Consider the following 23,304-nt stretch of genomic DNA (forward strand, 5'->3'; position numbering starts at 1 on the left):
CCACCCACCGCGACCCCCGCCAACGACCGCATCTGCCCCGCCGCGCTGAGACCACCTACCGCCGAGCACCACTGCCGAGCACCTACTGCCGAGACCGCCTGCCGCAGAGACCACCTCCGGCGTATCCCATCTACCGCCAAGAGCACCCACTGCCGACCTACTGCACCGCCGCCTCGGCCATGCCGAGCACCTACTGCGCGGCCTTGGCCGTGTTGGGCACCTACTGCGCGGCCTTGGCCGTGTTGGGCACTGGGTGGGTCCCGACGTGGTCGACGACGAAGCGGAATCCGTGGGGGCTGGTCCAGTCGACTGCTCCGGTGGGCAGGCGTCGGCTTCGCCAGCCGCCGAAGGTTTTGGCGCGGTGGTGGAGTCTGCCCAGCGGTATGAGGTTGTCGGTGGTCGTTTGCCCGGTCGGTCTGGGTGGACCGGTGCGGTCGTACGGCGTGATGTGGTCTTGATCCATCCGCACGGTGGCCTCGGCCCCGCTGTACGGGAACATGTCCACCGGATGCTGAAGCCTCACCCGCTCGCGGATCCGATCCGGGATCTCGTAACTGTGCACGCTGACCTGATCCTGAAGATCGATCACAGGCTTCACACTGATCTGGTCGTGCCCGAGCAGCTCGCCCAACTGGCCCGCGAGCAGCGGCCCGAGTTCCTCGACCCGCACCACACCGTTGCCGGTAGCAAGCGTCCGATCGGTCAGGTGCACGTACAGCGTGTGCCGGTTCCGCCGCCCGCTCCCAGCCCCGAGCCCGTTCCGGTGGGCCTCCTGCTTGATCGCCGCAAGCCGAGCCGGCAACGTGCCCGCCAACGCCAGCCGCGTAAACCCGTCCTCATCATCCCCACCGCCGGCCTGATGGTCATCCACGTCCTGAGCTCCACCCTCATCCGTACCGCCGGCCCCGCAGTCAGCCTCGCAGTCGGCCTCGGACAGGGTGGCGATGTCGGCTGCCGCACTGTCCTGCTCGTCCTGCTCGTCCTGCTCGTCCTGCTCGTCCTGCTCGTCCTGCTCGTCCTGCTCGGTCTGCTCGTCCTGCTCGGTCTGGACAGCCCAGTCGTCCGGGGCGGCCCATTGCGGCGCAGGGGCGGCGTCATCGTGTGCGCGCTCGGCGGCCTCGCGGGCCGGGTCCTGATCGGGTTCGCCACCGTTCGGCACAGCCGGGCTGCGGTCGGTGGCATCGCCTGGGGCGCTGTGACTCGACTGGGCGTGGGTCGGCTGGGCGCTGGCAGCGGCTGGCTGCGTGCGGGCCAGGTAACGGGCAACCTCCAAGAGCTGATGAGCTGCTGCGGGGTCGGAGATCCAGCCGATCGCCTTCGCGCGCCGCTGGTCCAGGTCGTCGGGGTCACCCAGGATCTTCAACGCGCGGGCCAGGTCATCGATCGTGGCGTCGAACCGGATCACGTCCCCGGCCGCGGCCCGGACCCAAATCCGCTTCGTGCCCTGGTCATCCGACGGGGCCACGAACACACCCCGCGTCCGCGCCGCCGCCTCCGCCTGAGCCTTCGCCGCCTCGGGGTCGGCCTCCCACAACGCAGCCTTGACGATCTTGGCCAAGGCACCGGGCGTCACGGTGTCGACGATCCCGACCACCCGCCGGTCGACGATCGCGGCCGCCTCCAGCGACAACGACAGGCAGGCGTGGGCGATCTTGCGGGCCCGCCACGCGACCGCGTTCCCGTCCAAGACCGCGGCCCAGATCCTCGGCAGCCGATGCCGCAACGCCAGCGCCTCCCCGATCAGCGCCGCGGCCGCGCCGCTCGACATGCGCATCACCGCACCGAACTCGATCGGCGCAAACTCCGCCACGCCGGGACAACCGTCACCGCCGTACACATGGATCTGTTCGTAGCCCGGCCGCGGCTCACCCAACACCACCGCATGCCGATCGGCATACGCCAGCGCCGCCTCCAGCACCCGCACCCCGGCCCGGTCCTGGACCCGGCCGAACCCCGACGCCGCGGCCAGCAGGTCCGCGGTGTCAAGCTCCTCCAGATCTCCTTCGAACATGTGTTCTATTCTAGATCACGAACGAGTCTCGTTCAAATCGAGTCTGGACCAGAAACCCTTACCAACAAGGGAATATTGGGCAGCTGAACGACGGCGGTCGTCTCTGCGGCAGGGTCGGAGTAACTGAGTCCACAGCATCTGGAGGAGTTGCCGGCCGGTTCGATCCAGACCAACCCGGCCGCCTCAGCTCGGCGGCTCCAGCTGTGGTGGGAGGCACCTGCTTGCCCAGGACCTGCGGACGATCCGAATGGTGCGCCAGATCGATCCGAAGGCACCCAGCAAGCAGCTGCCGCCAGCTCCGGGGTGCGGGACAGTTATTCCGCCTGCTGCAGTCCGGGCGCTCCACAGCCGCATGCCGCGGGGACGGCCGACCAGGCAGCCGCCGCAAAGCGGTGTCCGATCAGCGCAGCCTCTTGTCGCCGCGACGGCGCCGCTCCTGGGTGCGGGCAGTTGCTCCGCCCGCTGCGGTCCCAGCGGTCCACTGGTGCGCGCCGCCGGAGGTGGCCGACAAGCCAGCCGCCGCGGAGCGGTGTCCGAGTTACTCGGTTTGCTACTTCTTGTTGCCGCGGAGGAGGTGGGTGATGCTGTCTCGGGCTTCGTCCCACTTTTCGGGGGGCATTGAGCCGCGGAGTACGGCGTATGCGAGCCAGATCGCCAGCGCATAGAACGGCAAACCGAGGCCGATCTTGGCGATGCCGAGGGCGTTCAGGCTGCCGGTGAAGTAGAGCGGGACCTGGACGATCAGCCGGACCGCGAACAGGCCCACGAACACCAGCGTCGCGCGGGAGAAGCCCTTCAGCAGCACAGGATCGCGGCGCCAGGCGGTGCCGGTCTGCGTGATCACGCCGTACAGGAAGCCGAACAGGGGCCAGCGGATCAGGACGGTGATCAGGTACAGCAGGCCGTAGCCGAGGTTGGTGAGCAGGCCGGGGACATAGAAGTCCTTGGCGTTGCCGGTGCGATTCGCGACCCAGGCCGAGATCAGTACGCCGATGAAGCCGCCGAACACGTTGCGCAACGGCTGCCGGCGGACGAGACGCACCGCGGCGAGCACCGCGGCGATACCGACCGCGATGATCAGCGAGAGCTGCAGTTTGTGGTCGGTGACGGCGTACGCGACCAGGAACGCGATCCAGGGCAGCCCGATGTCGAGCAGCGCACCCCACCCGCCGAGCGCGTGGAAGAAGTCCTTGTCGGTCGTCTTGGCAGGCTTCTGTGGCTCGTCCACAGTCGGCTCTACCGTCGGCTCCGCGTGCGGCTCAGCCATGGGCTGCCTGGGGGCGGAGTTCGTAGCGCGGGTTGAACATCACCCGGTCGCCGTCGACGACGCCGATCCGCCCCGAGGCGATCATTTCTGAGCCGGCGTGGATGCCACCGATCTTGCGGCGGCCGAGCCAGATCAGCTTCACCGTGCCGGTGCCGTCGTACAACTCACCCTCCAGTGCCGGTACGCCGCCGCGCGGGCTGAACGTAATCGTGCGCAGCGTGCCGTAGAGCGTAACGAGCTCCCGGTCGTGGCAGCCGGTGATGGACCGCGCGCCGCAGTCCTGCGCGAAGTCCTTGAGGACTTCCGCATCTTCTTCGTCGCGGTCCCCGGCCAGGCCACGGAAGGCACGCTTCCACAGCCCCGCGGGTTTGTTGCTGCCCATGGCGTCGAGTGTAGTCCGCTCAGGCTTCTTCGGGCTCATTCGGCTGGGCGCCCGGCGGCATCTGCAGCGGCAGGGACTCACGCACCGCCATCGGCTCGTTACCGCGGACCACGACGACGTTGCGTAGGGTCGCTTCCATCGGCTCGGCGGCGTCCGACTCGACGGCGGCGCGGCCGAGGACAGTACCGCGGAGCAGCCAGCGCGGGCCGTCCACACCGATGACGCGGGATGTCTGGCTGAAGACCTGTCCCTCGGGGTCCTCGACCGGGACGACCAGCACGAGCTCGGTGCCGAACGGTCCCTCGGACTCGGTCGCCGTACCACCCATCCGGGCGGCCTCGCCGGCGATCTCCTGGCGGACCTCGTCCCAGATGCCACTGGTCTTCGGGGCCGCGAACGCACGCAGCTCCAGGGCGGAGTCGTCGAGCATCAGCAGCACCGCCTGCACCACACCGCTCTGCTCGTCCACCTGCAAGCCCAGCTCCATGCCGGGCATGCCGGTGACGACCAGCGCGCCCAGATCGATGCGGTCCTCCGCCTCCAGGTCGGCGGCGTCGACCTCGGTCGAGTCGAACGGGCCCTCGGCGCGGACGTCCGCCGTACCGGTCTCGTCGAGGGACTCGCCCGTCTCGGGCTCGTCGTTCTTGCCCTTACGGCGGAAGATCACAGCTGTTGCCTACTTCCTTGATCGTGGTGCCGGCGCTGATACAGCGCCGTAGTCTCGCGCATCCGGCAGGTCAACGGGTGCACCTGGTCAGCGTGTCACATCGCCGAAACCGCCGGTCGACCCGTGCCCCTGGCCACCGCGTGCGGAACCGGGCAGCGAGGTCACTTCGACGAACCGTGCCTTCTCGACCTGCTGGATGACCAGCTGTGCGATTCGGTCGCCGCGCCGCACGGTCACCTCGGCGTACGGGTCGAGGTTGATCAGGCAGACCTTGATCTCGCCGCGGTACCCGGCGTCGACGGTCCCGGGGGCGTTCACGATCGAGACGCCGTGCTTCGCGGCCAGCCCGGAGCGCGGGTGCACGAACGCGGCGTACCCGTTCTGCAGAGCGATCGCGATCCCCGTCCCGACCAGGCCGCGCTCGCCCGGTTTCAGGGTCAGGTCGGCGGCCGCCACGAGGTCCGCGCCGGCATCGCCGGGATGCGCGTACGACGGGAGCGGCAGGTCGGGGTCGAGTCGCTGGATGAGTACCTCGGTCACGAGAAGCGACCCTATCGAGCGGCCCGGACGGACCACATGCCAGGCTGGTCCTGTGGGCCTGGAACAAAGTGGGTATCGGGAGAGTCTGCGGGTGCCGGTGTCGTGGTGGATCGTCGCCGCCGCCCTGGTGGTCACGCTGTTCGGCATCGTCGCCGTACCGGTCGGGACGACGGCCGGTGCCGTGGTCGGCGGGCTCGCCGCGGTCCTGCTGCTGGCGCTGTTCCTCCGGTACGGCGGCGCTCGCGTGGAGGTCGACGACACGCGGCTGCACGCCGGGCGGGCGGAGATCGACCGGACGTATCTGGGCACGGTCGAGGCCCTGACCGGCGACGACGCCCGGCACGCGTTCGGACGCGACTGCGACCCGAAGGCGTTCCTGGTACTGCGGAGCTACATCAACGGGGCCGTGCGGGTGCAGATCACCGATCCGGCCGACCCCGCGCCGTACTGGGTGATCGCCACGCGCCACCCGGACCGGTTGGCTGCCGCCCTGAGCGGGCACAGCGTGGGAAGATCCTGACTGTCAGCAGTCGTACGAGGAGGGTGTTGTGGTCGGAGCGAAGATCGGCTGGAAGCTGGTACAGGCCGCCTTCACGATCGTGGTGGGCCTGGCCGCGAGCAAGGCGGTCAGCACGGCCTGGAAGCTGGGATCGGGCGGGAAACCGCCGAAGAACGGCCAGGGCGGGTACGCCGAGGTCGCCGTCTGGGCCGCTGTCAGCGCCGGCGCCGCAGCCGCCGCCAGGCTCTTCGCGGAGCGTCGCGCGGCCGCGTACTGGCTCAAGTCCACCGGCTACGCACCGCCCGGCTACGAGGCGGACGCCGCCGACGGCAGCTTGCTGAAGAGCATCGACAAGCACGACGAGAAGTAGTCGGAAGACAACTCAGCGGGACCGGCCCACCGAAGTGGATCGGTCCCGCTGTGCGTTAACGACGAAGTAGGGCGGCAGGTCAGGCTGCGCAGTCGCGGCAGATCAGCTGCCCGTTCTTCGTTTCGGCGAGCTGGCTGCGGTGGTGAACCAGGAAGCAGCTCGAACAGGTGAACTCGTCGGCCTGACGCGGGAGGACCCGGACCGCCAGCTCCTCGTGACTCAGGTCCGCGCCGGGCAGCTCGAAGCTCTCCGCGGCCTCGGCCTCGTCCTCGTCGACCTTGCCGGAGTTCTTGTCGTGACGGCGAGTCTTGAGCTCCTCGATCGACTCTTCGGAAGCGTCTTCGTCCGTCTTGCGCGGGGCGTCGTAATCAGTCGCCATGGTGTTTCCCTGCCCTCTTCGTACCCGTGGTGTTGCCTGCTGAGCCCTTGAACGGGTAAAGCGGCCGAGAAATTCCGCGCCGGAGCACCGCGCTGAACTTTCGTCCCCCGAAACCCTTGACAGCCAGGCCGGGATCGGCAAACACCGTTCCCGAGGACGGGATTGTGCCCTATAAAGGCCCGCAATGCACGACTGGGTCCATGGTGTGACCCGCGTGTCGCCACAAATGTCAGGACCGAACAGCAGAATGCTCGTTAGTGCGCAGTACTGCGCAGAAACGAGCACTCACCAGCAGCTACGCGCGCAACGGGTTCGCCGCGGCCAGCAAGGCGTGGAACGGCTCGAACAGCGCCGGAGTGGCCGCGATCGACATCTCCGGCGACACCGGAGCACCGTCGAGCCCGCCGACCCGGGCTCCGGCCTCGGCCGCGATCAGAGCGCCGGCACCGTAGTCCCACGGGTTCAGCCCGCGTTCGTACACCGCGTCCAGCCGGCCGCAGGCGACGTAGCACAGGTCGATCGCGCCGACCCCGATCCGGCGGATGTCGCGGACCTTGGCGATCAGGTGCTGGATCACCTCGGCCTGCACCTGACGGCGCGCCGGGTCGTACCCGAACCCGGTCCCGACCAGCGCCTTGCCCAGCTCGGTCTCACCCGACACCTGGATCGGCTTGCCGTCCGCGAACGCCCCGCCGCCCAGGGTTGCGGTGAACACCTCGCCCTTGGGCGCGTCCACCACCACACCGGCGACCGTCTCCCCGCCGTACTCCACCGCGATCGAGACGGCGTACGTCGGGATGTCGTAGAGGTAGTTGACCGTGCCGTCGATCGGGTCCACGACCCAGCGCACGCCGCTGGTGCCGACCACGTCGTCGCCCTCCTCGCCGAGGAACGAGTCGTCCGGCCGGGCGCGCAGGACCCGGGCCCGGATCAGCTCCTCGGACTCACGGTCGACGGCCGTGACCACGTCGGTGACGGTGCTCTTGGTGTCGGCGACGGTGATCGTGCCGCGGCGGCGCTCGACGATCAGCTGCGCCGCCTCCTCCGCGACGTCGACCGCAAGCTTGAGCAACTCTTCGGGGGAGGTCATACGGCTTCCTTAGCTTGGGTAGGTCGGCGCAGCGGTGGGCAGCAGTCGTGACGGCAGTCGTCCCAGGCCGGGCCGAGTGTGCCGACGCACGGCCGGGCGGGCTGCTCCCCGCGCTCGGCCGCGGCCCGCTCGACCACCAGGTCGCGGAGCATGGTGACGAACTTCTCGTCCGTGCCCGGCGTCGCGGCGCGCGCCATCGGCAGTCCGAGCTTCGCGGCCGTCTTCGCGGCCTCGGTGTCGAGGTCGTAGATGACCTCCATGTGGTCGCTCACGAACCCGATCGGTACGACGGCCACACCGGGCACCCCGTCGGCGGCCAGCACCTCCAGGTGGTCGTTGACGTCCGGCTCGAGCCACGGCACCTGCGGCGGCCCGGACCGCGAGCAGTAGACCAGGTCGGTACGCCGGGTCTGCCCGGTGCGGCGCTCGAGCTCCGCGGTGATCGAAGCGGCGACGTCCAGGTGCCAGTCGACGTACCCGTTGCCGTCCGGGCCGCTGGTCGCGTTCATCGCGGTCGGGATCGAGTGCGTCACGTAGGCGATCGCGGCGCCGTCCGGGAGCTTGCTCAGCGCGTCGGCGGTCGACTCCACGAACGACCCGACGAAGCCGGGGTGGTTCGCGTAGTGCCGGAGCTTGTCGATCCGCGGCGCGTCCGGGATCTCGCGGGCGGCGTCCTCGAGGTTCTCGCGGTACTGCCGGCAGCCGGAGTACGACGGGTACGCGGACGTGACGATCACCACGGCCCGGCGTACCCCGTCGGCGGCCATCTCGCGCATCGTGTCGGTCAGGTACGGCGCCCAGTTGCGGTTGCCCCAGTAGATCGGCAGGTCCAGCCCGATCTCGTCGAACGACGCCCGGAGCGCCTTCAGCAGCGCCCGGTTCTGGTCGTTGATCGGGCTCTTGCCGCCGAACGAGTAGTAGTGCTCGCCGACCTCCTTCAACCGCTCGTCCGGGATCCCGCGGCCGCGGGTCACGTTCTGCAGGAAGGGCAGCACGTCGTCCGGCTTCTCGGGGCCACCGAAGGAGAGCAGTAGGACAGCGTCGTACGGGGGTGCAGCAGGCGACATATTCCAAGCTTCTCAGACGGGCATGACCTAAGCTGCTCCCGGTCTCTCATGCTCAAGCCTTACTTCCATCTCATGCGCCGCCGCGGAGCGGCATCGTTCTTCGCTGCCGGGATTCTCGGGCGGATGCCGATCTCGATGATCGGGCTCGGCATCGTCATCCTGATCGCCCAGGAGAGCGGTTCGTACGGTCTCGCCGGCGCGGTCTCCGGCGTGGCCGTGATCGCCGGTGCGCTCACCGGTCCGATCCAGGGCCGGCTGGTCGACCGGTTCGGCCAGCGGGGGCTGATCCTGATCGGCTCGGTGGCCTGCACAGTCGGTCTGGCCGCACTGCTCGTCGCTGTGCGTGCTGACGCGCCCACGTGGGTCCTGTACCTGCTGTCATTCATTGCCGGTGGCACCCGTCCTCAGGTCGGTTCGTTCGTCCGGGCGCGCTGGACGCACCTGCTGGGCCGCGGACGAGCCCTGCAGACGGCGTTCGCGCTGGAGGCAGTCGGCGACGAGGTGGTCTTCATCATCGGCCCGGTGCTCGTCACCGCGCTGGCGACCCAGGTGAGTCCGTACGTCGCTCTGTCCGCGGCCGGCGTACTGGGACTGGCCGGTGGCATCTGGCTGGCGCTGCTGCGCGCGTCCGACCCGCCTGGACGTGGCAAGTCGGATGGTGCCGAGCAGGCACCGCTCCCCTGGCTTTCGATCCTGCTGCTCAGCCTGATCGGCCTGGGCCTCGGTGCGACGCTCGGCGGCGCCGAGGTGATCACCGTGGCGTTCACCACCGAGAAGGGACAGGCAGGGCTGGCCGGCGTCGTACTGGCCGTCTGGGCGTTCGGCAGCCTGCTGGCCGGGCTCTGGTACGGCTCGGTGCACTGGCGGGCCCCTGTCGAGCGCCGGCTGCTGCTCGGCACGATCGCGCTCGCGATCACGCTGGCACCGCTCCCCTGGGTCAACAGCGTTCCGCTACTCGGCGCGGTGCTGTTCTGCTGCGGTATGACGATCGCCCCGACGATGGTCGCGGTCACCGCCTGTGTCGAGGAGTGGGTGCCGCCGGAGCGGCTCACCGAGGCGATCACCTGGACCGTGACGGGCATCCTGCTCGGCGTCGCACCGGGCAACGCGGCCGCCGGCCACGCGGTCGACGTCTGGGGCCCGTCGGACGCCTACTGGGTCCCGTTCGGCGTCGGCATCGCCTGCGCGCTCGTCGCCGCGGCCTCCATCACCTTCGCCCGCCCGAAGGAACGGTTCGCGCACAATTAGGCTTGTATCTCCTGTTACGGGAGGTGTGAGGGTGGCGGGTATGGACCACTCGATCGGTGCGGTGGCGCGGCTTGCCGGGGTGTCGGTGAAGGCCGTGCGGCACTACTCCGACCTCGGGCTGCTGACGGTACGGCGTACTGCTGCCGGCCATCGACGGTACGACGACAATGCCGTCGTACGGCTGCGGCTGATCCGGACGTTGCGTGCCCTGGACCTCGATCTGCCGACGATCCACGCCGTACTGCGGGACGAACGTTCCCTCGCGGAGGTGGCGGCGACCCACGCCGACGCGCTGGCGATCCAGATCCGCACGCTACGCCGGCAGCACGCCCTGCTGACGGTCCTCGCCAACCATCCCTCACTGGAGGACGTGTACCTGATGACCGAGCAATCCGAGCAAGACCGCCGCGCTTTGATCGCCGACTTCCTGAGTACGACTCTCGGCGACGCCGACCCCGCGGTCCGCCAGAACCTGACGCCGGTGCTGCCCGACGACGCCGACCCGCAGCAGGTCGAGGCCTGGCTGGAGCTGACCGCGCTGGTGTCCGCGCCCGACTTCCGGGATTCGGTACGTCGTCTTGCGGTCGGCTACCGCGCTCTGGCCGGAGACGACCCGCCCTGGGCGGACCCGGCGTACCGCAGCCGCCTGATCGAGCTTCGGCGTACCGAGGCCGGACCGCACTGGCACCGCTACCTGGAATTGGTTGCCGTGGTCAACGGATGGGCGCCGCCGTCACGGATTGCGGGGTAGCGGGGCGTTCCAGCCGCGGCGGATCGCGAGCAGCCGGATCGCGAAGCACACCACCGCGGCGGTGATCGGGACCCAGAGGGCGTGGTACTCCAACGCCGATGCGACCACCACGATGCCGGCCCCGAGTAGCGCCGGGGTGGCGTAGATCTCGGAGCGGAGGACGACCGGGACGCGGCCACTGAGCACGTCCCGCAGTACTCCCCCGCCGATCCCCGAGAGCGTGCCGAGGAGCGCGGCCGAGATCGGCGACAGCCCGAACTCGATCGCCTTCAGGGCACCGGTCACGCAGAACAGCGCGAGGCCGGCCGCGTCGAAGATGTTCACCAGCCGCTCGACGCGGCCGATCCCCGGATGCAGGAAGAACGTCAGCAGACCGGCCGCGATCGGGACCACCAGGTAGCGCCAGTCCCGGAGCGCGGCCGGCGGGGTCTGGCCGATCAGCACGTCTCTGATGAATCCACCGCCGAGCCCGGTGACCAGCGCCAGCACCTGGATCCCGAACACGTCCAGCTTCTTGCGTACGCCGACCAGGGCGCCGGTGATCCCGAACACGAAGATCCCGACCAGATCGAGCACCTGCAGCACCACGGATCCACTCACAGCCAGACGCTATCGTTCGGACATGAGCCGCGCCCCGGACGTCGACTACTTCGCCACCTCGTCGCGACCCGGCTGGGAGTCGCTCCCACCGGCCCTGCACGAAGCCCTCGCCGTTGCCCTCGGCACTCAGCTCACCTCGGTCTCGACCCCGGTCAGCACCGGCTTCACCGGAGGCTTCGCCGCCCGTGCCCAACTGGCGGACGGCCGCCGCGTCTTCATCAAGGCAGCACAGGAAGGCCTGCATGCGTACAAGGCGTACCAGCGAGAAGCCGAGGTGGTGCCGCAACTCCCGAGCTCCATCCATGCACCGGCGATAATCACCACCGCCCAGGTCGACGGCTGGTTTGCGGTTGTGTCTGAATGGGTTGAGGGGCGGATGCCCGGGGCTCCTTGGACCGTCGAGGACTTTGGGGTGGTTACTGCCGCCTGTGAGGAGATGGCTGGGGTGTTGCGGCCGAGTCCGTTGGAGGGGCTGAGCAAGTTCGCGGATCTGGTCGCGGACGACGTCGAGGGGCCGGCGCAGATCCTGGCGGGTGAGCGGGAGATGCCTACCGGCCTGCAGGACTGGCTGCCGCGCGTGCTGCCGGAGCTCGCGGAGCTCGTCACGCTGGCCCCCGAAGCACTAGCCGGCGACTCCGCCGCGCATTCCGACCTGCGCCCGGACAACATGCTGATCGACAACGACGGCACCTGCTGGATGATCGACTGGAACTGGCTGACGCTCGGCCCGCGCTGGGTCGACTGGGTCGGTCTGCTGCCGATCGCCCAGCACCACGGCATCGACACGTTCGCCGCCATCGCGCGCAGCCCGCTCACAGCCGACGTACCGAAGGATCACCTCGACTGTCTCATCGCCGTGATCGCGGCGTACATGATGAAGCACACCGAGGCCCCACCCCCACCCGGCTGCACGCCGGCCCTCCGCGAGCACCAACGGCTCCACGCCTGGACATTCCTCGACTGGCTCGCCGTACGACGCAACTGGCCTACCGTGGAGGTATGACGAAGGCTCCCACCAGCAGGTTCAAGGTCGAGGTGCTCGACGGCGACCGGACGTCGCGGCGCGAGGATGTCGTCAGCACCGAGGAGCCGCTGGAACTGCGGCTCGAATGGCCGGGCCGCCCGCCCGAGCCGCTGGTCGTCACGATGCGCACCCCCGGCTCCGACTTCGAGCTCGCCGCCGGGTTCTGCCTCGGCGAGGGCTTCGCGGTCCGCCCGGACGCGATCCGGACCGTTGCCTACTGCACCGATGCCACACTGACCCGCGAGCAGCAGTTCAACACGGTCACCATCAGCTTCGACGGTCCCCCGGACCGAGAACCGCCCCAGCGGTACGGCGTGACGTCGGCCGCCTGCGGTGTCTGCGGCCAGCAGAGCCTCGACGAACTCGCCGACCGCGAGTACGACCCGGTGGACCCGGTCGAGGCCCCGGTCGACGTCGTACGCCGCCTGCCCGATCTGCTCCGCGATGCACAGCCGATGTTCAGCCGCACCGGCGGTCTGCACGCCGCAGGCCTGTTCACTGCCGACGGCCGGAAGGTCGTGGTGAAGGAGGACATCGGCCGGCACAACGCGGTCGACAAGGTCGTCGGCTGGACCGTCCTCAACCAGCACAGCCGCAAGGGCCTGATCCTCGCCGTCAGCGGCCGCGCCGGCTACGAGATCGTCCAGAAGGCAGTCGCCGCCGGCCTCGGCATGATCGTCGCAGTCGGCGCCCCGTCAAGCCTCGCCGTAGACCTCGCCCGCCAGTTCAACATCACCCTCGCCGGCTTCGCCCGCGGCGACCGCTGCGTCGTCTACTCCGCGCCGGAGCGGATCATCCGTCCAGTTTGATGAAGGTCGCTTTCGGGACGTACTCGTAGCGGTCTGGCATGCAGGTGAGGATGATGACCTGGCCGTGGTCGCCGGCGCGGCCGAGGAGGGCGCCCATGTCGCGGAGGCGGGCCTTGTCGGACCAGCCGAGGGCGTCGTCGAAGATCACCGGCACGCTGCCCTCGCCGGTGCTGACGAGGTGGCTGATCGCCAGCCGCGTGATGATCGCCAGCTGCTCCTGAGCACCCGTCGACAACGCCTCGACCGGCAACCGGACGCCGTCCAGTTCACGCTCCGCGACCGCGAGGTCGTCGTCCAGCCAGACCCGGAACGACGGCCCGTACACGCTGCGGCCGAGCGCCTCGATCCGGCTCTGCAATGGCTCGGAGTACTTCGTCTGCGCCTCGGCCCGATGCCGGCTCAGCGTCTCGTGCACGCGTCGCGCCGCCTCGGCCCGCCGCAGGAGGCTGTCGTGTTCCGTGCGTACGGCGGCCAACTCCAGCTCGGCCACATCCCGCCGCGTCGCGAGTCCGTCCCGGCCGGACTGCTCCAGGCGGCCCTCCGTCGTACGCAATGCGTCACGCAGGTTGTCGCGCTCGCCCTGCAGCCGCGTCGCCACGGCCAACGCGTGCGTCAGCTCGCCCGCGACCTGGTCCGCGCCTGCCTCGTCCGCCTGCTCCTGTACGGCTGTCAGCTCCTCGAGGACCGCCTCGACCTCAGCCGTCGCCTCGGTCTCGGCCACCGCCACGGCCTCGTCGTCGAGCACCGACCGCGCGGACTCCAACGCCTCGACCGCCGCAGCCAGCCGCTCCCCTGCCAACTCCGACCGGGCCCGTGCGTTCTGCGCTTCGGACCGGTCCTCGTCCGCCGCCTTGCGCGCTTGCGCCGCCGCGAACTCCGCATCCGTCAGCAACCGCTCGACGTCGGCCAGCCCGCTCCGAGCCTCTTCGAGCACCCGCTGCGCGCCCGAGAGATCCCCGGGCTTCGGCCCCGGCTCGTCGAAGTCGTCGAACAACGTGTCGTGCGACGACTCGAACTCGGTGAACTCCGCGAACAGCGACATCTGTCCCGGGACACCCTCGACCGCAGGCTGCTTGCCACCGCTGTCCTCGGCCGTCTCACCGACCCTGAGGCGCGCCGTCAGTACGGCGATCCGCTCTCCCGGATCGCCTCCGGCCGTCAGCGACTTCTCAGTCCGCCGCGCCTCGTTCAGCTCGGCGCTCGCAGTGTCCGCCTTCCGCAGCAGCTCCCGCGCCGCCGCGACATCCTTGACGCCTGCCTTCTTCAGCAGGTCCTTCTCCCGCCGTACGGCATCGTCCACGCGCGACCGCAGCGTCGCCGCCTCACCACCAGCGCGGACGGTCACCTCGACCTGCCCTGGCACGCCGACCACGAGCTCACCGGATACGAGCACCTCGGTCGACTCGTCGAAGCCCAGCTCCGACGGCACATTGCCTTCCAGGCCGGTCCCGGACAGTTCCACGGGCTCCGCGCCAAGTCGCCGTACCGACACCTCCGGTACGCCGGCCGCGAGCGCCGCGCGGGCCTCGACCACCGCCGCGCGGGCATCCTCCAACGCGGCCACCAACGCGTCGTCGACCTTGATCCCGTCGAGGATCGTCCCGGCCGCCGCGATCCGCGCCCGGACGTCGACCAGCTCGGTCTGCTGCCCGACCAGCCGGTCCAGCTCGGCGCGATCCATCAGGTCGGAGACGCGACGTTCCGCGGTCTGTACGTCGGTACGCCGCAGGTCCTTGAGCTCCACGACCTCCGCGAGCGCGGCCTCCGCCGCCTGGACGGTCTCGGCTGCCTTCTTCGCCACCAGGTCGGCATCAGCCCGACGGCCCGTGAGCTCAGCCTCGGTCTTGGTGAAGCGCTCGACCTCGTCGAGAAGTCGCTCACGCTCGAGGCGCGTGCGGGTGTGGTTCTCGAGCCGAGCGCGTGCGGTCTCAGCGCGGGATCGGATCGAGTCCCGGCGGAGCAGGATCTCGTCGGTCGCCTGCTTGCGCTCGCGCAACGCCTCGACGCCGGTGAGGTGATCGGTCAGGCGGGTCGAGACGTCGGCCAGATCGAGGTTCAGCCGCTCGGCGCGGCGGATGTCGGACTGGACCTCCTCCATCGCCTGCAACGCCTGCTTGAACGCCAACTCGGCGGCGTCGACGGACTTCGCGGAGCGCGCGAAGTCGCCGGTCGGCTTGCCGCGCGGCGTCCAGTACCGCAGGAACTCGTGCTCGACGGCCGTCACCAGCGGCATCGACGCACCGTCGACCGGCGTACCCGACTCTGCGGTCACCGCGGTGATCAGCGGCTCCGCGTCGGCCGGTGTTGGCAGCACCAACGACTGGCCCTGGCTGACCATCAAAGTCTGCCACAGCACCGGGTCGACGTTCGCGTGGAACAGCCGCTCGGCCTCGTTGTGCGCCTCGCGCCCGGTCCAGGACTGCCGCCGGCCGCCGGGCTCGACGACGGTCAGCTCGGTGGAACGGTTCTTCAGCCAGCGCTTCGCGTACGTCAGCTCGCGGCCGGCCAGGCTGAGCTCGACCGTCACCTCCGGGCCGACGTCCTGGCCGACCGGCTGGATGTCGCGGATCCGCGTCGACTTCGAGTCGTCGGGCAGGTCGAAGATCAGCCGGAACGCCTCGACCAGGCTGGACTTCCCGACCTCGTTGTCGCCGACCACGACTGTGGTGCCGAGCGCGCGGAACCGGACAATGCGGTCCTTGACGCCACGGAAGTCCCGTAGCGCCAGGCTGTGCAATCTCATCCCGCGTCCCGCGCCAATCGGTGCATCAACGACAACGCCGCACCCGCGCCCTCGTCGCCGCCGGCCAGGGCCTGCCGCAGCTCCTCCATCGCGGCCCGCGCCGGACCGCTCAGCTGCAGCGACTCCAGGTCCGCCGCGTCCGGCGCCGGGCGCACGGTCCAGAACTTCACCCAGCGCTCGACAGCGGCGAAGACCTCGCCCTGCGCGTCGATGATCGTGTCCAGCCGGGCCAGCAGCGGCAGCGACAACGACCCGTCACCGGCCAGCCGCACGTACGTCCGCTCCTTGTCCGGCAGGTCGGCGAACCAGTCCTCGAGCGCCGTGATCGACTCCTCGTCGAACAGCTCGACGCGGTGGTCGACCATGTGCCAGGCGCCGACCCTGATCGGCTCGACCTGGATGCCGTCGCCGATGGTCACCTTCAGGACGTTGCCGGGGTTGTCTTCCTCGGGCGACGTGACCTCCTGCGTCCCGGAGAACCAGATCCGGTCGGTGACCCGCGTCGTCGAGTGCCGGTCGCCGAGGCCGACGTACTGCAGCCGGCCGTCCGCGACCGCGGCCTCGAGCGCCGCCTGGTCGATCGTCGGTACGTCGGACATGCCGCCGGACAGACTCGTCAACTGGCCGTGGGCGAGCAGGATCCGCGTCGTCTTCGGGTCTGCTGAAAGGTCGGCGTACCCGGGCGCGGCCGGATCCGAGAGCGGGCGCCGCGAACGCCACGGTGCGCCGACGAGCTCGACCCCCGGCACGATCTGGAAAGGCGTCGTTTCGGTCAGCACCGTCACGTGGTCCGGCGCGTGCGCCAGCCACTGGCTCGACGTCCACAACGACCCCGGCTCCAGTGCGTCGTGGTTGCCCGGGAGCAGCACGACCGGGACCGGGATCCGCTTGAGCGCCTCGCACGCGCGCAGGATGGTCTGCCGCTCGACCTGGTTGTGCTCGAACACGTCGCCGGTGACGACCACGAACGCCGCCCCGGTCCGCTCCGCGACCTCGCCGATCCGCGCGACAGCATCCAGCCGCGCCTGACCCCACCGGGCCTGACCGTCCGGCCCCAGGAACCGGCGCATCATGCCCAGCTGCCAGTCCGAGCTGTGCAGAAACGTGATCGACTCGTCCATAGCGAAGAGAACGCTAACCCCCACCGCCGACAACCACCCAACCCAACACCCCCAAACCCGCACACCGCCCACACTCCGGACGCACTTTGAGCCCGCATGAGAGAGTCCGGATGTGTATCTCACGACGGAGCGGCTGCGGTTGGGGCGGTTCGGGGAAGGCGACGCCGGGTTGCTGCTCGAGCTGGACTCGGATCCTGAGGTGATGCGGTTCCTGAGCGGGCAGGTGACGCCGCGGGACGAGGTCGAGAGCGTCGTACTGCCGGAGATCCTGAAGGTGTGCGCCGAGCATCCGCAGCTCGGGACGTTCAAGGCCGAGGATGCGGAGGGTTTCGTCGGGTGGTTCGGGCTGCAGCCGACCGCGGATCCGCGGACCGTGGACGTCGGGTACCGGCTGAAGCGGACCGTCTGGGGGAAGGGCTACGCGACCGAGGGCACCCGGGCGTTGATCGCGCACGCGTTCACCGCGCTCGGGATGGAGCGTGTGGAGGCGGACACGATGGCGGTCAACCACCGTTCGCGGGCGGTGATGCGGCGGTCGGGGCTGCGGTTCGAGAAGGTGTTCCACGAACACTTCGACGATCCGCTGCCCGGAACCGAGTTCGGCGAGGTCCTGTACGCCGTCGACCGCGCGACCTGGGAAGGTGGGGCGCATGAGTGACGAGCGACCGTACGCCGTACTGGATATCGACGCGACCTTGTCGGACACCAGCGAGCGGCTGCACTTCATCGAGCGGAAGCCGAAGGACTGGGACTCGTTCTTCGAGCGCGCCAAGGACGACGCCGTCCTCGAGGAGGGCCTCGCGGTCGCGACGACACTGGCCGCGGACCACGAGATCGTCTACCTGACCGGCCGCCCGGAACGGATCCGGCGGGACACCGAGCAGTGGCTGAAGGACAACGGCTTCCCGGCCGGCAAGGTCTACATGCGTGGCAACACCGACCGCCGCCCGTCGATGCTGATGAAACTGGGCCGCCTCAAGCGCCTGGCCGAACAACGCCCGGTCGCCGTTCTCGTCGACGACGACGCGTCAGTCATCAAGGCCGCCGAGAAGGCCGGCTACACAGTGATGAGGGCCGACTGGGGACTCGACACCGAGTCCCAGCCGACCCTCTTCGAAGCTCAGGAGTCCGAAGGACGCACCTGAGCCGTTACTTGCTGAGGCCGACGATCAGCGTGTTCGCGTACGGCGGGTACGACGACAGGTAGAAATTCTGCACCTTCGACCCGTGCAGGAACGCGTTCCGCGCGTAGATCAGCGGCACGATCGGGGCGTCGGCCATGATCTGCTTGTCCAGTGCGGCCCACAGGCCTGCTGCCTTCGTGCGGTCCGGCTCGGCCGTCGCCGCGGCGATCGCCGTGTCCACCGCGGGGTTGGAGTAGCGGGAGATGTTGTACCCGCCGTTGCCGATCTCCGACGTCCCGAAGAGCGGCTGGATGTTGCCGATCGCGCTCGGGAAGTCCGGCAGCCAGCTCGACACGGTCAGGTCGAAGTCGGGCTTGTTGCCGGTGATGAGGTCGGTCAGCGGCTCACTGTCCAGCGGCTTGATGGTGACCGTGATCCCGGCCCGCTTCAGGCCCTGCTGAATCGCCTGCGCCACGCCGAGACCGGTCGTGTTGTCGGCCACCAGCACGAGGTTCAGGTTGCTGACGCCCGCCGCGGCGAGCATCTGCTTGGCCTTGTTCGGGTCGCCCGCCGGCGGCGCCTCGTACAGGTCGTACTTGGTGTACCCGTCGATCCCGGGCGTGATCAGGGTGCTCGCGATCTCACCGCCGTACTCCGGACCGCCCTCGGCGACCTGGACGGCCTGCTTGTCGACGGCGTACTCGATCGCCTTGCGGACCGCGGGGTTGGCCAGCGCCGGGCGCTTGGTGTTCATCGACAGGTACTGCAGCGCGCCGGACGGCGAGGTCGCCACCCGGGCCTTGACGGCCGGGTTGCCGGTGATCGTCGGGATCAGCGCCGCCGGGACCGACGTACCGGTGGTGGCGGCGAACTTGTCGTCGCCGGCGTCGGCGATCAGGCGCTGGTTGACGACGTCGGGCTGCAGGCCCATGTCGGTCACGATCGAGTCCGGCAGGCCGGTCCGGGCCGGGTCGGTCGACTTGTCCCAGTTCGGGTTCCGCGTCAGGACCAGCTTCGAGCCCGGTGTGTACGACTGCACCTGGTACGGGCCGCTGGCCATCGGCTTCTCGCCGTAGTGCGCCGGATCGGTGTCGGCCTTCTTCGGTACGGGCGAGAACGCCGGCATGCTGACGATCCACGGCCAGTCGCCGTACGGCTTGTTCAGCTTGAAGACGATCGTGGTGTCGTCCGGCGTCTCGATCGAGGCCAGGTCGCCGCCCTTGTACGGGCCGGTGTACTTGTCCCCGCCGACCAGCAGCGACTTGTGGTAGCCGAGACCGCCGGACAGCTCCGGCGCGAACGACCGCTCGACGCCGTACTTGATGTCAGCGGCAACGATCGGCGAACCGTCGGCGTACTTCAGACCCGCCTTGAGCTTGTAGGTCCAGGTCTTGCCGCCGTCAGAGGCCTGGCCGGTGTCGGTGGCCAGGTCCGGGACCAGCTCGGTCGGCTTGCTCGGGTCGGTCTTCCAGGACGTCAGGCCGCGCAGCACCAGGTGGATCCCGCTGATCCCCAGGTTCTGGCTCTTGGCCGGGTCGTAGCTGATCTCCTTGCTGGTGCTGAGGATGTGGAGGGTGCCACCCTGCTCCGCGGCCGCAGTACTGCCACCGGTCGTGCCGGACTTGTCGTTGGCGTTGCACGCGGCCGCCGCCAGCGCGAGCACGGCCGCTAGCGCGACCGCTCGGGATATGCGTTTCATTGTGTCCTCTCAAGGGGTGGGGGCTCAGGGAAGTAGCAGGCGGCCCGGTGCTCGGTGGAACCTTCGACGGGTTCGAGCACTGGTCGTTTCGTTGCGCAGACGTCCTCGGCCTTGTAACAGCGGGTCCGGAAGGGACATCCGGACGGCGGGTTGATCGGGGTCGGTACGTCGCCCGTCAGCACGATGCGGTCCCGGGAGACGCCCGGTTCCGGCACCGGTACGGCGGACAGCAACGCCTTCGTGTACGGGTGGGCCGGCGACTCGTATACCTGCGCCGCCGGGCCTTCTTCGACGATCGTGCCGAGGTACATCACGGCGATCCGGTCGGCGACCTGCCGGACGACGGCCAGATCGTGGGCGACCAGCACGTACGACAGGCCGAGTTCGTCGCGCAGGTCGGCGAGCAGGTTCAGCACCTGGGCCTGCACCGACACGTCGAGCGCGGACACCGGCTCGTCGCAGACCAGCAGGTCGGGTTTGACCGACAGCGCCCGCGCGATCCCGATCCGCTGGCGCTGACCGCCGGAGAACTCGTGCGGGTACCGGACCAGGTGTTCCTCGGCCAGCCCGACCTGTTCGAGCAGTTCGACGAGCTGGGCCCGGGTCGGGCGGAGTCCTTGGGCGCGGAACGGCGTACTCAGAATCGTGGCTACCGACTGCCGTGGGTTCAGCGAGGCCTGCGGGTCCTGGAAGACCATCTGGATCCGGCGGCGGATCGGACGCAGCCGGCGGCCTGTGACCTTGGTGACGTCCTTGCCGCCGATCTCGACCCGGCCCTGCGTCGGGTCGAGCAGCCGGGTCGCGACCCGTGCCAGCGTGGACTTGCCGGAACCGGATTCGCCCACGAGACCGAGGGTTTCGCCTTTGCGTACGACGAGGTTGACGCCGTCGACCGCGCGGACGGCCTGCGCCTGCCGCCACGGTACGCCGCGCAACCCGAAGTACTTCTTGACGTCCTTGAGGTTCAGCAGCTCGTCAGGCATCCGCCGGCCTCCGTCCCAGGTGGCACGCTGCCTCGTGATCGCCTTCGCCGGGACGCGGCGTGAGCTCGGGACGCTCGGTGACGCACCGCTCCCCCACCAGGTGCGTGTACGCGCACCGCGGCTGGAACGGGCACCCGGTCGTGATCGACCCCGGTGACGGCGGAGTGCCCGGGATCGTGGTCAACCGCGGCTTCGGCGGTACGTCGACCCGCGGCATCGCGCCCAGCAACCCAAGGCTGTAGGGGTGCGCCGCCCGGAAGAAGAGGTCCCGCACGGTGCCACGCTCGGCCGCGCGCCCGGCGTACATCACCAGGACGTCGTCCGCGACCTCCGCGACCACTCCGAGATCGTGCGAGATCAGGATCAGCGCCGTACCGAACTCGTCCTGGACGTCGTCCAGCAGGCGCATGATCTGCGCCTGCACGGTGACGTCGAGTGCGGTCGTCGGCTCGTCCGCGATCAGCACTCTCGGGTCGTTCACCAGAGCCATAGCAATCACGACCCGCTGCCGCATTCCCCCGGAGAACTCGTGCGGGTAACTCTCCGCGCGCCGGGCCGCGTCCGGGATGCCGACCTTGTCGAGCATCTCGACCGCCCGCTGCCGCGCGACCTTCTTCGAGACGTCGTGGTGCAGCCGGTACGCCTCGGCGACCTGCCAACCGACGGAGTAGTACGGGTTCAGCGCGGACAGGGCGTCCTGGAAGACCATCGCGATGTCGTTGCCGCGGATCTTGCGGAGCTCGTCGGCGGGCAGGCCGTTCAGCTCGCGGCCGTCGAGCAGCACCTCGCCGGTGACATCGGCGTTCGACGGCAGCAGGCCCATCACCGCGGACGAGCTGACGCTCTTCCCGGACCCGGACTCGCCGACGATCGCGAGCGTCTGTCCGGGCGCGACGGCGAAGTCGATGCCGTCGACCGCGGGCACCGGACCGTTCTCGGTCCGGAACGTGACCTTCAGGTCGTGGACCTCCAGCACTGGCCTTTTGAGCGGCTCAGCCATGGCTCACCCTCGGGTCGAGCACACCGTGCACTATGTCCACCACCAGGTTCGCCAGGATGATCAGGAACGCCGAGAACAACGTGACGCCGACGACCACGGCCACATCCAGCTGGCCGACCGCGCTGATCAGCAGATCGCCGAGGCCCTGCATGCTGAACACCTTCTCGGTCAGGATCGCGCCGCCGAGCAGACCGCCGAGGTCGAGGCCGAACAACGTGATGACCGGGACCAGCACGCCGCGCAGCCCGTGGACGAGGACCACCCGCCCCTCGCCGGCGCCCTTCGCCCGGGCCGTGGTGATGTAGTCGAGGTTGAGCTCCTCGAGCATCTGCGACCGGGTCAGCCGGATGTACGACGCCGCTTGCAGGATCGCCAGCACGATCCAGGGTGTGACGAGGTGCCACGCCCAGTCGACCGGGCTCTCGGTCAACGGTATGTAGCCGTTGACCGGAACCATGTTCAGCCAGAACCCGAACACCAGGATCGCGAGCAGCCCGAGCAGGAACGACGGGGTCGAGACGCCGATCAGCGCGACGCCGACGGCCAGCCGGTCGAGGATGCGGCCCCGGTTCAGCGCGGCGATCACGCCGAGCGAGACGCCGATCAGCAGCCAGAGGACGGCTGCGCCGAGGGCGATCGACGCGGTGATCGGCAGGCGATCCGTGATCAGCGTGGTGACCGGGCGGGCGAGCGGGAACGAGTACCCGAAGCACGGAGCGTTGCAGTGCACAGCCGCCGCACCGTCGCCGAACGTCCGGCCGGCGACGATGCCCTTCAGGAAGTTCAGGTACTGCTGCAGGGTGCTCTGGTCGAGCTGCATGAAGTGGCGTGCCTGCTCGAGGCGGTCCGGCGTACAGGGCTTGCCGCACGCCAGGTGGGCCGGGTCGGCGGGGATCGCGTAGAAGATCAGGTACACGGCGAGGCTCAGCGCGAGCATCACGAGCAGCGCGGCGAACAGCCGCCGGGTCAGGAACCAGACGAGGTCGGGCATCAGTTCGTCCTCCGCAGCCGGACGTCGAACGCGTCCCGTACGCCGTCACCCAGCAACGTGAAGCCGAGGACGGCGAGGAACAGCATCGCGCCCGGGAACAGCAGGAACCACGGATCCGCACCGGTGTAGACCCAGGCGATCGAGTCCGAGATCGACCGGCCGAGACTGGGGGTCGGCGGCGGAACGCCGACGCCCAGGAAGGACAGGGCGGCCTCGGCGCCGATGTAGCCGGGGATCGCCAGCGTGGCGATGACCAGGACCGGACCGAGCAGGTTCGGCAGCAGTTCGCGGGTGATCACCATCCAGCCGCTCGACCCGACGCTGCGGGCCGCTTCCACGAACTCGCGGGCGACCAGCGAGCGGGCCTGGTTGCGGATCAGGCGGGCCAGCCCGGCCCAGCCGAAGAAGCTGAGCACCAGGATCAGCAGCAGCCAGCGCGGGAACCCGGCCGGCACAACGATGCCCAGGGCAATCATGAAGACGAGCTGCGGGAAGCCGAACAGGAAGTCGAGCAGTCGCGACAGCACCGCGTCGTACCAGCCGCCGAAGTACGCCGCGCTGATGCCGGCGAGGGTGCCGACGACCGTGGTGATGAGCGTGACGACGACCGCGATGAACAGCGACGTACGCAGACCGAGGACGACGATCGAGAACAGGTCCCGGCCGGTCAGCGGCTCCACCCCGAACCAATGGGTTCCACTCGCCCCGCCGACCGCACCGCGTGGCGCGTTGCCGCGCGCCGGATCGAGCAGGTCGATGTGGTACGTCGTCGCGTCCTGGCCGGCCAGGCGCACCAGCAAGGGCGCGGCGGCGGCGATCACGATCAGCAGGGCGACCACGACCAGGCCGACCCGCGCACTGCGGTCACGCCGCACCCGGCGCATCGCTTGCCGGGTGGGCGATACGGTCCCGGCGACCGATGAACTCACAAGCACTCCC

At 69.5% G+C, this 23,304-nt stretch carries 24 protein-coding genes; 8 read left to right on the forward strand and 16 right to left on the reverse strand.

Annotated features, from left to right (window positions below; all coding sequences use genetic code 11):
• Nucleotides 1-220: 220 nt before the first annotated feature.
• From ACLJOO_RS13355 to dut, 5 genes are all read right to left on the reverse strand, one after another.
• Nucleotides 221-2,011: a hypothetical protein gene (locus ACLJOO_RS13355; protein WP_410787300.1), complete on the reverse strand. Its 1,791-nt coding sequence runs from the start codon at nt 2,009-2,011 to the stop codon at nt 221-223.
• Nucleotides 2,012-2,561: 550 nt separating this feature from the next.
• Nucleotides 2,562-3,278: a DUF3159 domain-containing protein gene (locus ACLJOO_RS13360; protein WP_410787301.1), complete on the reverse strand. Its 717-nt coding sequence runs from the start codon at nt 3,276-3,278 to the stop codon at nt 2,562-2,564.
• Nucleotides 3,271-3,660, reverse strand: a complete 390-nt coding sequence (locus ACLJOO_RS13365; protein WP_130379287.1) for an OB-fold nucleic acid binding domain-containing protein — start codon at nt 3,658-3,660, stop codon at nt 3,271-3,273. Before ACLJOO_RS13365 ends, ACLJOO_RS13360 begins: the two co-directional genes overlap by 8 nt.
• A gap of 19 nt (nt 3,661-3,679) precedes the next feature.
• A complete protein-coding gene (locus ACLJOO_RS13370) occupies nt 3,680-4,327 on the reverse strand; it encodes a DUF3710 domain-containing protein (protein WP_410787302.1) in 648 nt (215 codons plus the stop codon).
• 87 nt (nt 4,328-4,414) lie between these two features.
• Nucleotides 4,415-4,867 (reverse strand): dUTP diphosphatase, encoded by a 453-nt coding sequence (gene dut, locus ACLJOO_RS13375; RefSeq protein ID WP_410787304.1) that lies wholly within the window; start codon nt 4,865-4,867, stop codon nt 4,415-4,417.
• 52 nt (nt 4,868-4,919) lie between these two features.
• Between dut and ACLJOO_RS13380 the strand changes: the two genes are divergently transcribed.
• Nucleotides 4,920-5,387, forward strand: coding sequence for a DUF3093 domain-containing protein (locus ACLJOO_RS13380; RefSeq protein WP_410787305.1), 468 nt, complete (start codon nt 4,920-4,922; stop codon nt 5,385-5,387).
• A 28-nt stretch (nt 5,388-5,415) separates the two neighbouring features.
• A complete protein-coding gene (locus ACLJOO_RS13385; RefSeq protein ID WP_410787306.1) occupies nt 5,416-5,736 on the forward strand; it encodes a DUF4235 domain-containing protein in 321 nt (106 codons plus the stop codon).
• A 79-nt stretch (nt 5,737-5,815) separates the two neighbouring features.
• On the opposite strand, the gene ACLJOO_RS13390 is transcribed toward ACLJOO_RS13385, so the two are convergent.
• From ACLJOO_RS13390 to ACLJOO_RS13400, 3 genes are all read right to left on the reverse strand, one after another.
• Complete coding sequence (locus tag ACLJOO_RS13390; protein WP_130379292.1) at nt 5,816-6,115, reverse strand: DUF4193 domain-containing protein; 300 nt, start codon at nt 6,113-6,115, stop codon at nt 5,816-5,818.
• Between the two features lie 295 nt (nt 6,116-6,410).
• Nucleotides 6,411-7,205: an inositol monophosphatase family protein gene (locus tag ACLJOO_RS13395; protein ID WP_410787307.1), complete on the reverse strand. Its 795-nt coding sequence runs from the start codon at nt 7,203-7,205 to the stop codon at nt 6,411-6,413.
• Nucleotides 7,202-8,272: a ferrochelatase gene (locus tag ACLJOO_RS13400; RefSeq protein WP_410787309.1), complete on the reverse strand. Its 1,071-nt coding sequence runs from the start codon at nt 8,270-8,272 to the stop codon at nt 7,202-7,204. Before ACLJOO_RS13400 ends, ACLJOO_RS13395 begins: the two co-directional genes overlap by 4 nt.
• Nucleotides 8,273-8,320: 48 nt before the next feature.
• Between ACLJOO_RS13400 and ACLJOO_RS13405 the strand changes: the two genes are divergently transcribed.
• Together ACLJOO_RS13405 and ACLJOO_RS13410 are read left to right on the forward strand one after the other, a co-directional pair.
• On the forward strand, nt 8,321-9,520 hold the full coding sequence (locus ACLJOO_RS13405) for an MFS transporter (protein WP_410787310.1): 1,200 nt from the start codon (nt 8,321-8,323) through the stop codon (nt 9,518-9,520).
• A 40-nt stretch (nt 9,521-9,560) separates the two neighbouring features.
• Entirely contained in the window at nt 9,561-10,271 is a 711-nt protein-coding gene (locus ACLJOO_RS13410; protein ID WP_410787312.1) for a MerR family transcriptional regulator, read from the forward strand.
• Here ACLJOO_RS13410 and ACLJOO_RS13415 read toward each other — a convergent pair.
• Nucleotides 10,254-10,871: a trimeric intracellular cation channel family protein gene (locus ACLJOO_RS13415; RefSeq protein ID WP_410787313.1), complete on the reverse strand. Its 618-nt coding sequence runs from the start codon at nt 10,869-10,871 to the stop codon at nt 10,254-10,256. The two genes, ACLJOO_RS13410 and ACLJOO_RS13415, sit on opposite strands and share 18 nt — an antisense overlap.
• A gap of 22 nt (nt 10,872-10,893) precedes the next feature.
• Here ACLJOO_RS13415 and ACLJOO_RS13420 point away from each other — a divergent pair, with 22 nt between their 5' ends.
• Both ACLJOO_RS13420 and fdhD read left to right on the forward strand, forming a co-directional pair.
• Nucleotides 10,894-11,874, forward strand: coding sequence for a phosphotransferase family protein (locus tag ACLJOO_RS13420; RefSeq protein ID WP_410787314.1), 981 nt, complete (start codon nt 10,894-10,896; stop codon nt 11,872-11,874).
• Nucleotides 11,871-12,704: a formate dehydrogenase accessory sulfurtransferase FdhD gene (fdhD, locus tag ACLJOO_RS13425; RefSeq protein ID WP_410787315.1), complete on the forward strand. Its 834-nt coding sequence runs from the start codon at nt 11,871-11,873 to the stop codon at nt 12,702-12,704. The genes ACLJOO_RS13420 and fdhD overlap by 4 nt, the downstream gene beginning before the upstream one ends.
• Here fdhD and ACLJOO_RS13430 read toward each other — a convergent pair.
• Both ACLJOO_RS13430 and ACLJOO_RS13435 read right to left on the reverse strand, forming a co-directional pair.
• Nucleotides 12,688-15,447: an AAA family ATPase gene (locus ACLJOO_RS13430; RefSeq protein ID WP_410787316.1), complete on the reverse strand. Its 2,760-nt coding sequence runs from the start codon at nt 15,445-15,447 to the stop codon at nt 12,688-12,690. The genes fdhD and ACLJOO_RS13430 overlap by 17 nt on opposite strands.
• The gene (locus tag ACLJOO_RS13435) at nt 15,444-16,568 is read right to left on the reverse strand and encodes a metallophosphoesterase family protein (RefSeq protein ID WP_410787318.1); all 1,125 of its coding nucleotides are present in this window, start codon (nt 16,566-16,568) and stop codon (nt 15,444-15,446) included. Before ACLJOO_RS13435 ends, ACLJOO_RS13430 begins: the two co-directional genes overlap by 4 nt.
• 112 nt (nt 16,569-16,680) lie before the next feature.
• On the opposite strand from ACLJOO_RS13435, the gene ACLJOO_RS13440 reads away from it, so the two are divergent.
• Entirely contained in the window at nt 16,681-17,226 is a 546-nt protein-coding gene (locus ACLJOO_RS13440) for a GNAT family N-acetyltransferase (protein ID WP_410787319.1), read from the forward strand.
• Nucleotides 17,219-17,713: an HAD family acid phosphatase gene (locus tag ACLJOO_RS13445; RefSeq protein WP_410787320.1), complete on the forward strand. Its 495-nt coding sequence runs from the start codon at nt 17,219-17,221 to the stop codon at nt 17,711-17,713. The genes ACLJOO_RS13440 and ACLJOO_RS13445 overlap by 8 nt, the downstream gene beginning before the upstream one ends.
• Nucleotides 17,714-17,717: 4 nt before the next feature.
• Here ACLJOO_RS13445 and ACLJOO_RS13450 read toward each other — a convergent pair whose 3' ends face one another.
• The 5 genes from ACLJOO_RS13450 to ACLJOO_RS13470 are packed head-to-tail and all read right to left on the reverse strand — an operon-like array spanning nt 17,718 to nt 23,294.
• Nucleotides 17,718-19,391, reverse strand: coding sequence for an ABC transporter substrate-binding protein (locus ACLJOO_RS13450; RefSeq protein ID WP_410787321.1), 1,674 nt, complete (start codon nt 19,389-19,391; stop codon nt 17,718-17,720).
• Nucleotides 19,388-20,374, reverse strand: a complete 987-nt coding sequence (locus ACLJOO_RS13455) for an ABC transporter ATP-binding protein (RefSeq protein WP_410787323.1) — start codon at nt 20,372-20,374, stop codon at nt 19,388-19,390. Before ACLJOO_RS13455 ends, ACLJOO_RS13450 begins: the two co-directional genes overlap by 4 nt.
• Nucleotides 20,367-21,374 (reverse strand): ABC transporter ATP-binding protein, encoded by a 1,008-nt coding sequence (locus tag ACLJOO_RS13460; RefSeq protein WP_410787324.1) that lies wholly within the window; start codon nt 21,372-21,374, stop codon nt 20,367-20,369. Before ACLJOO_RS13460 ends, ACLJOO_RS13455 begins: the two co-directional genes overlap by 8 nt.
• Nucleotides 21,367-22,365, reverse strand: coding sequence for an ABC transporter permease (locus ACLJOO_RS13465; RefSeq protein WP_410787325.1), 999 nt, complete (start codon nt 22,363-22,365; stop codon nt 21,367-21,369). Before ACLJOO_RS13465 ends, ACLJOO_RS13460 begins: the two co-directional genes overlap by 8 nt.
• Nucleotides 22,365-23,294, reverse strand: coding sequence for an ABC transporter permease (locus tag ACLJOO_RS13470; RefSeq protein WP_410787326.1), 930 nt, complete (start codon nt 23,292-23,294; stop codon nt 22,365-22,367). Before ACLJOO_RS13470 ends, ACLJOO_RS13465 begins: the two co-directional genes overlap by 1 nt.
• Between the last annotated feature and the right edge of the window lie 10 nt (nt 23,295-23,304).

This window comes from Kribbella sp. C-35, assembly GCF_046549195.1.
Taxonomy (GTDB): domain Bacteria; phylum Actinomycetota; class Actinomycetes; order Propionibacteriales; family Kribbellaceae; genus Kribbella.

What these genes read in the sequence shown, in the direction of transcription:
- ACLJOO_RS13410 (WP_410787312.1), top strand. Translation starts at nt 9,561, where the DNA reads ATGGACCACTCGATCGGTGCGGTGGCGCGGCTTGCCGGGGTGTCGGTG.
- ACLJOO_RS13460 (WP_410787324.1), bottom strand. Translation starts at nt 21,374, where the DNA reads ATGGCTGAGCCGCTCAAAAGGCCAGTGCTGGAGGTCCACGACCTGAAG.
- ACLJOO_RS13365 (WP_130379287.1), bottom strand. Translation starts at nt 3,660, where the DNA reads ATGGGCAGCAACAAACCCGCGGGGCTGTGGAAGCGTGCCTTCCGTGGC.
- ACLJOO_RS13430 (WP_410787316.1), bottom strand. Translation starts at nt 15,447, where the DNA reads ATGAGATTGCACAGCCTGGCGCTACGGGACTTCCGTGGCGTCAAGGAC.
- fdhD (WP_410787315.1), top strand. Translation starts at nt 11,871, where the DNA reads ATGACGAAGGCTCCCACCAGCAGGTTCAAGGTCGAGGTGCTCGACGGC.
- ACLJOO_RS13360 (WP_410787301.1), bottom strand. Translation starts at nt 3,278, where the DNA reads ATGGCTGAGCCGCACGCGGAGCCGACGGTAGAGCCGACTGTGGACGAG.
- ACLJOO_RS13390 (WP_130379292.1), bottom strand. Translation starts at nt 6,115, where the DNA reads ATGGCGACTGATTACGACGCCCCGCGCAAGACGGACGAAGACGCTTCC.
- ACLJOO_RS13420 (WP_410787314.1), top strand. Translation starts at nt 10,894, where the DNA reads ATGAGCCGCGCCCCGGACGTCGACTACTTCGCCACCTCGTCGCGACCC.
- ACLJOO_RS13395 (WP_410787307.1), bottom strand. Translation starts at nt 7,205, where the DNA reads ATGACCTCCCCCGAAGAGTTGCTCAAGCTTGCGGTCGACGTCGCGGAG.
- ACLJOO_RS13405 (WP_410787310.1), top strand. Translation starts at nt 8,321, where the DNA reads ATGCTCAAGCCTTACTTCCATCTCATGCGCCGCCGCGGAGCGGCATCG.
- ACLJOO_RS13400 (WP_410787309.1), bottom strand. Translation starts at nt 8,272, where the DNA reads ATGTCGCCTGCTGCACCCCCGTACGACGCTGTCCTACTGCTCTCCTTC.
- ACLJOO_RS13355 (WP_410787300.1), bottom strand. Translation starts at nt 2,011, where the DNA reads ATGTTCGAAGGAGATCTGGAGGAGCTTGACACCGCGGACCTGCTGGCC.
- ACLJOO_RS13455 (WP_410787323.1), bottom strand. Translation starts at nt 20,374, where the DNA reads ATGCCTGACGAGCTGCTGAACCTCAAGGACGTCAAGAAGTACTTCGGG.
- ACLJOO_RS13465 (WP_410787325.1), bottom strand. Translation starts at nt 22,365, where the DNA reads ATGCCCGACCTCGTCTGGTTCCTGACCCGGCGGCTGTTCGCCGCGCTG.
- ACLJOO_RS13450 (WP_410787321.1), bottom strand. Translation starts at nt 19,391, where the DNA reads ATGAAACGCATATCCCGAGCGGTCGCGCTAGCGGCCGTGCTCGCGCTG.
- ACLJOO_RS13445 (WP_410787320.1), top strand. Translation starts at nt 17,219, where the DNA reads ATGAGTGACGAGCGACCGTACGCCGTACTGGATATCGACGCGACCTTG.
- ACLJOO_RS13435 (WP_410787318.1), bottom strand. Translation starts at nt 16,568, where the DNA reads ATGGACGAGTCGATCACGTTTCTGCACAGCTCGGACTGGCAGCTGGGC.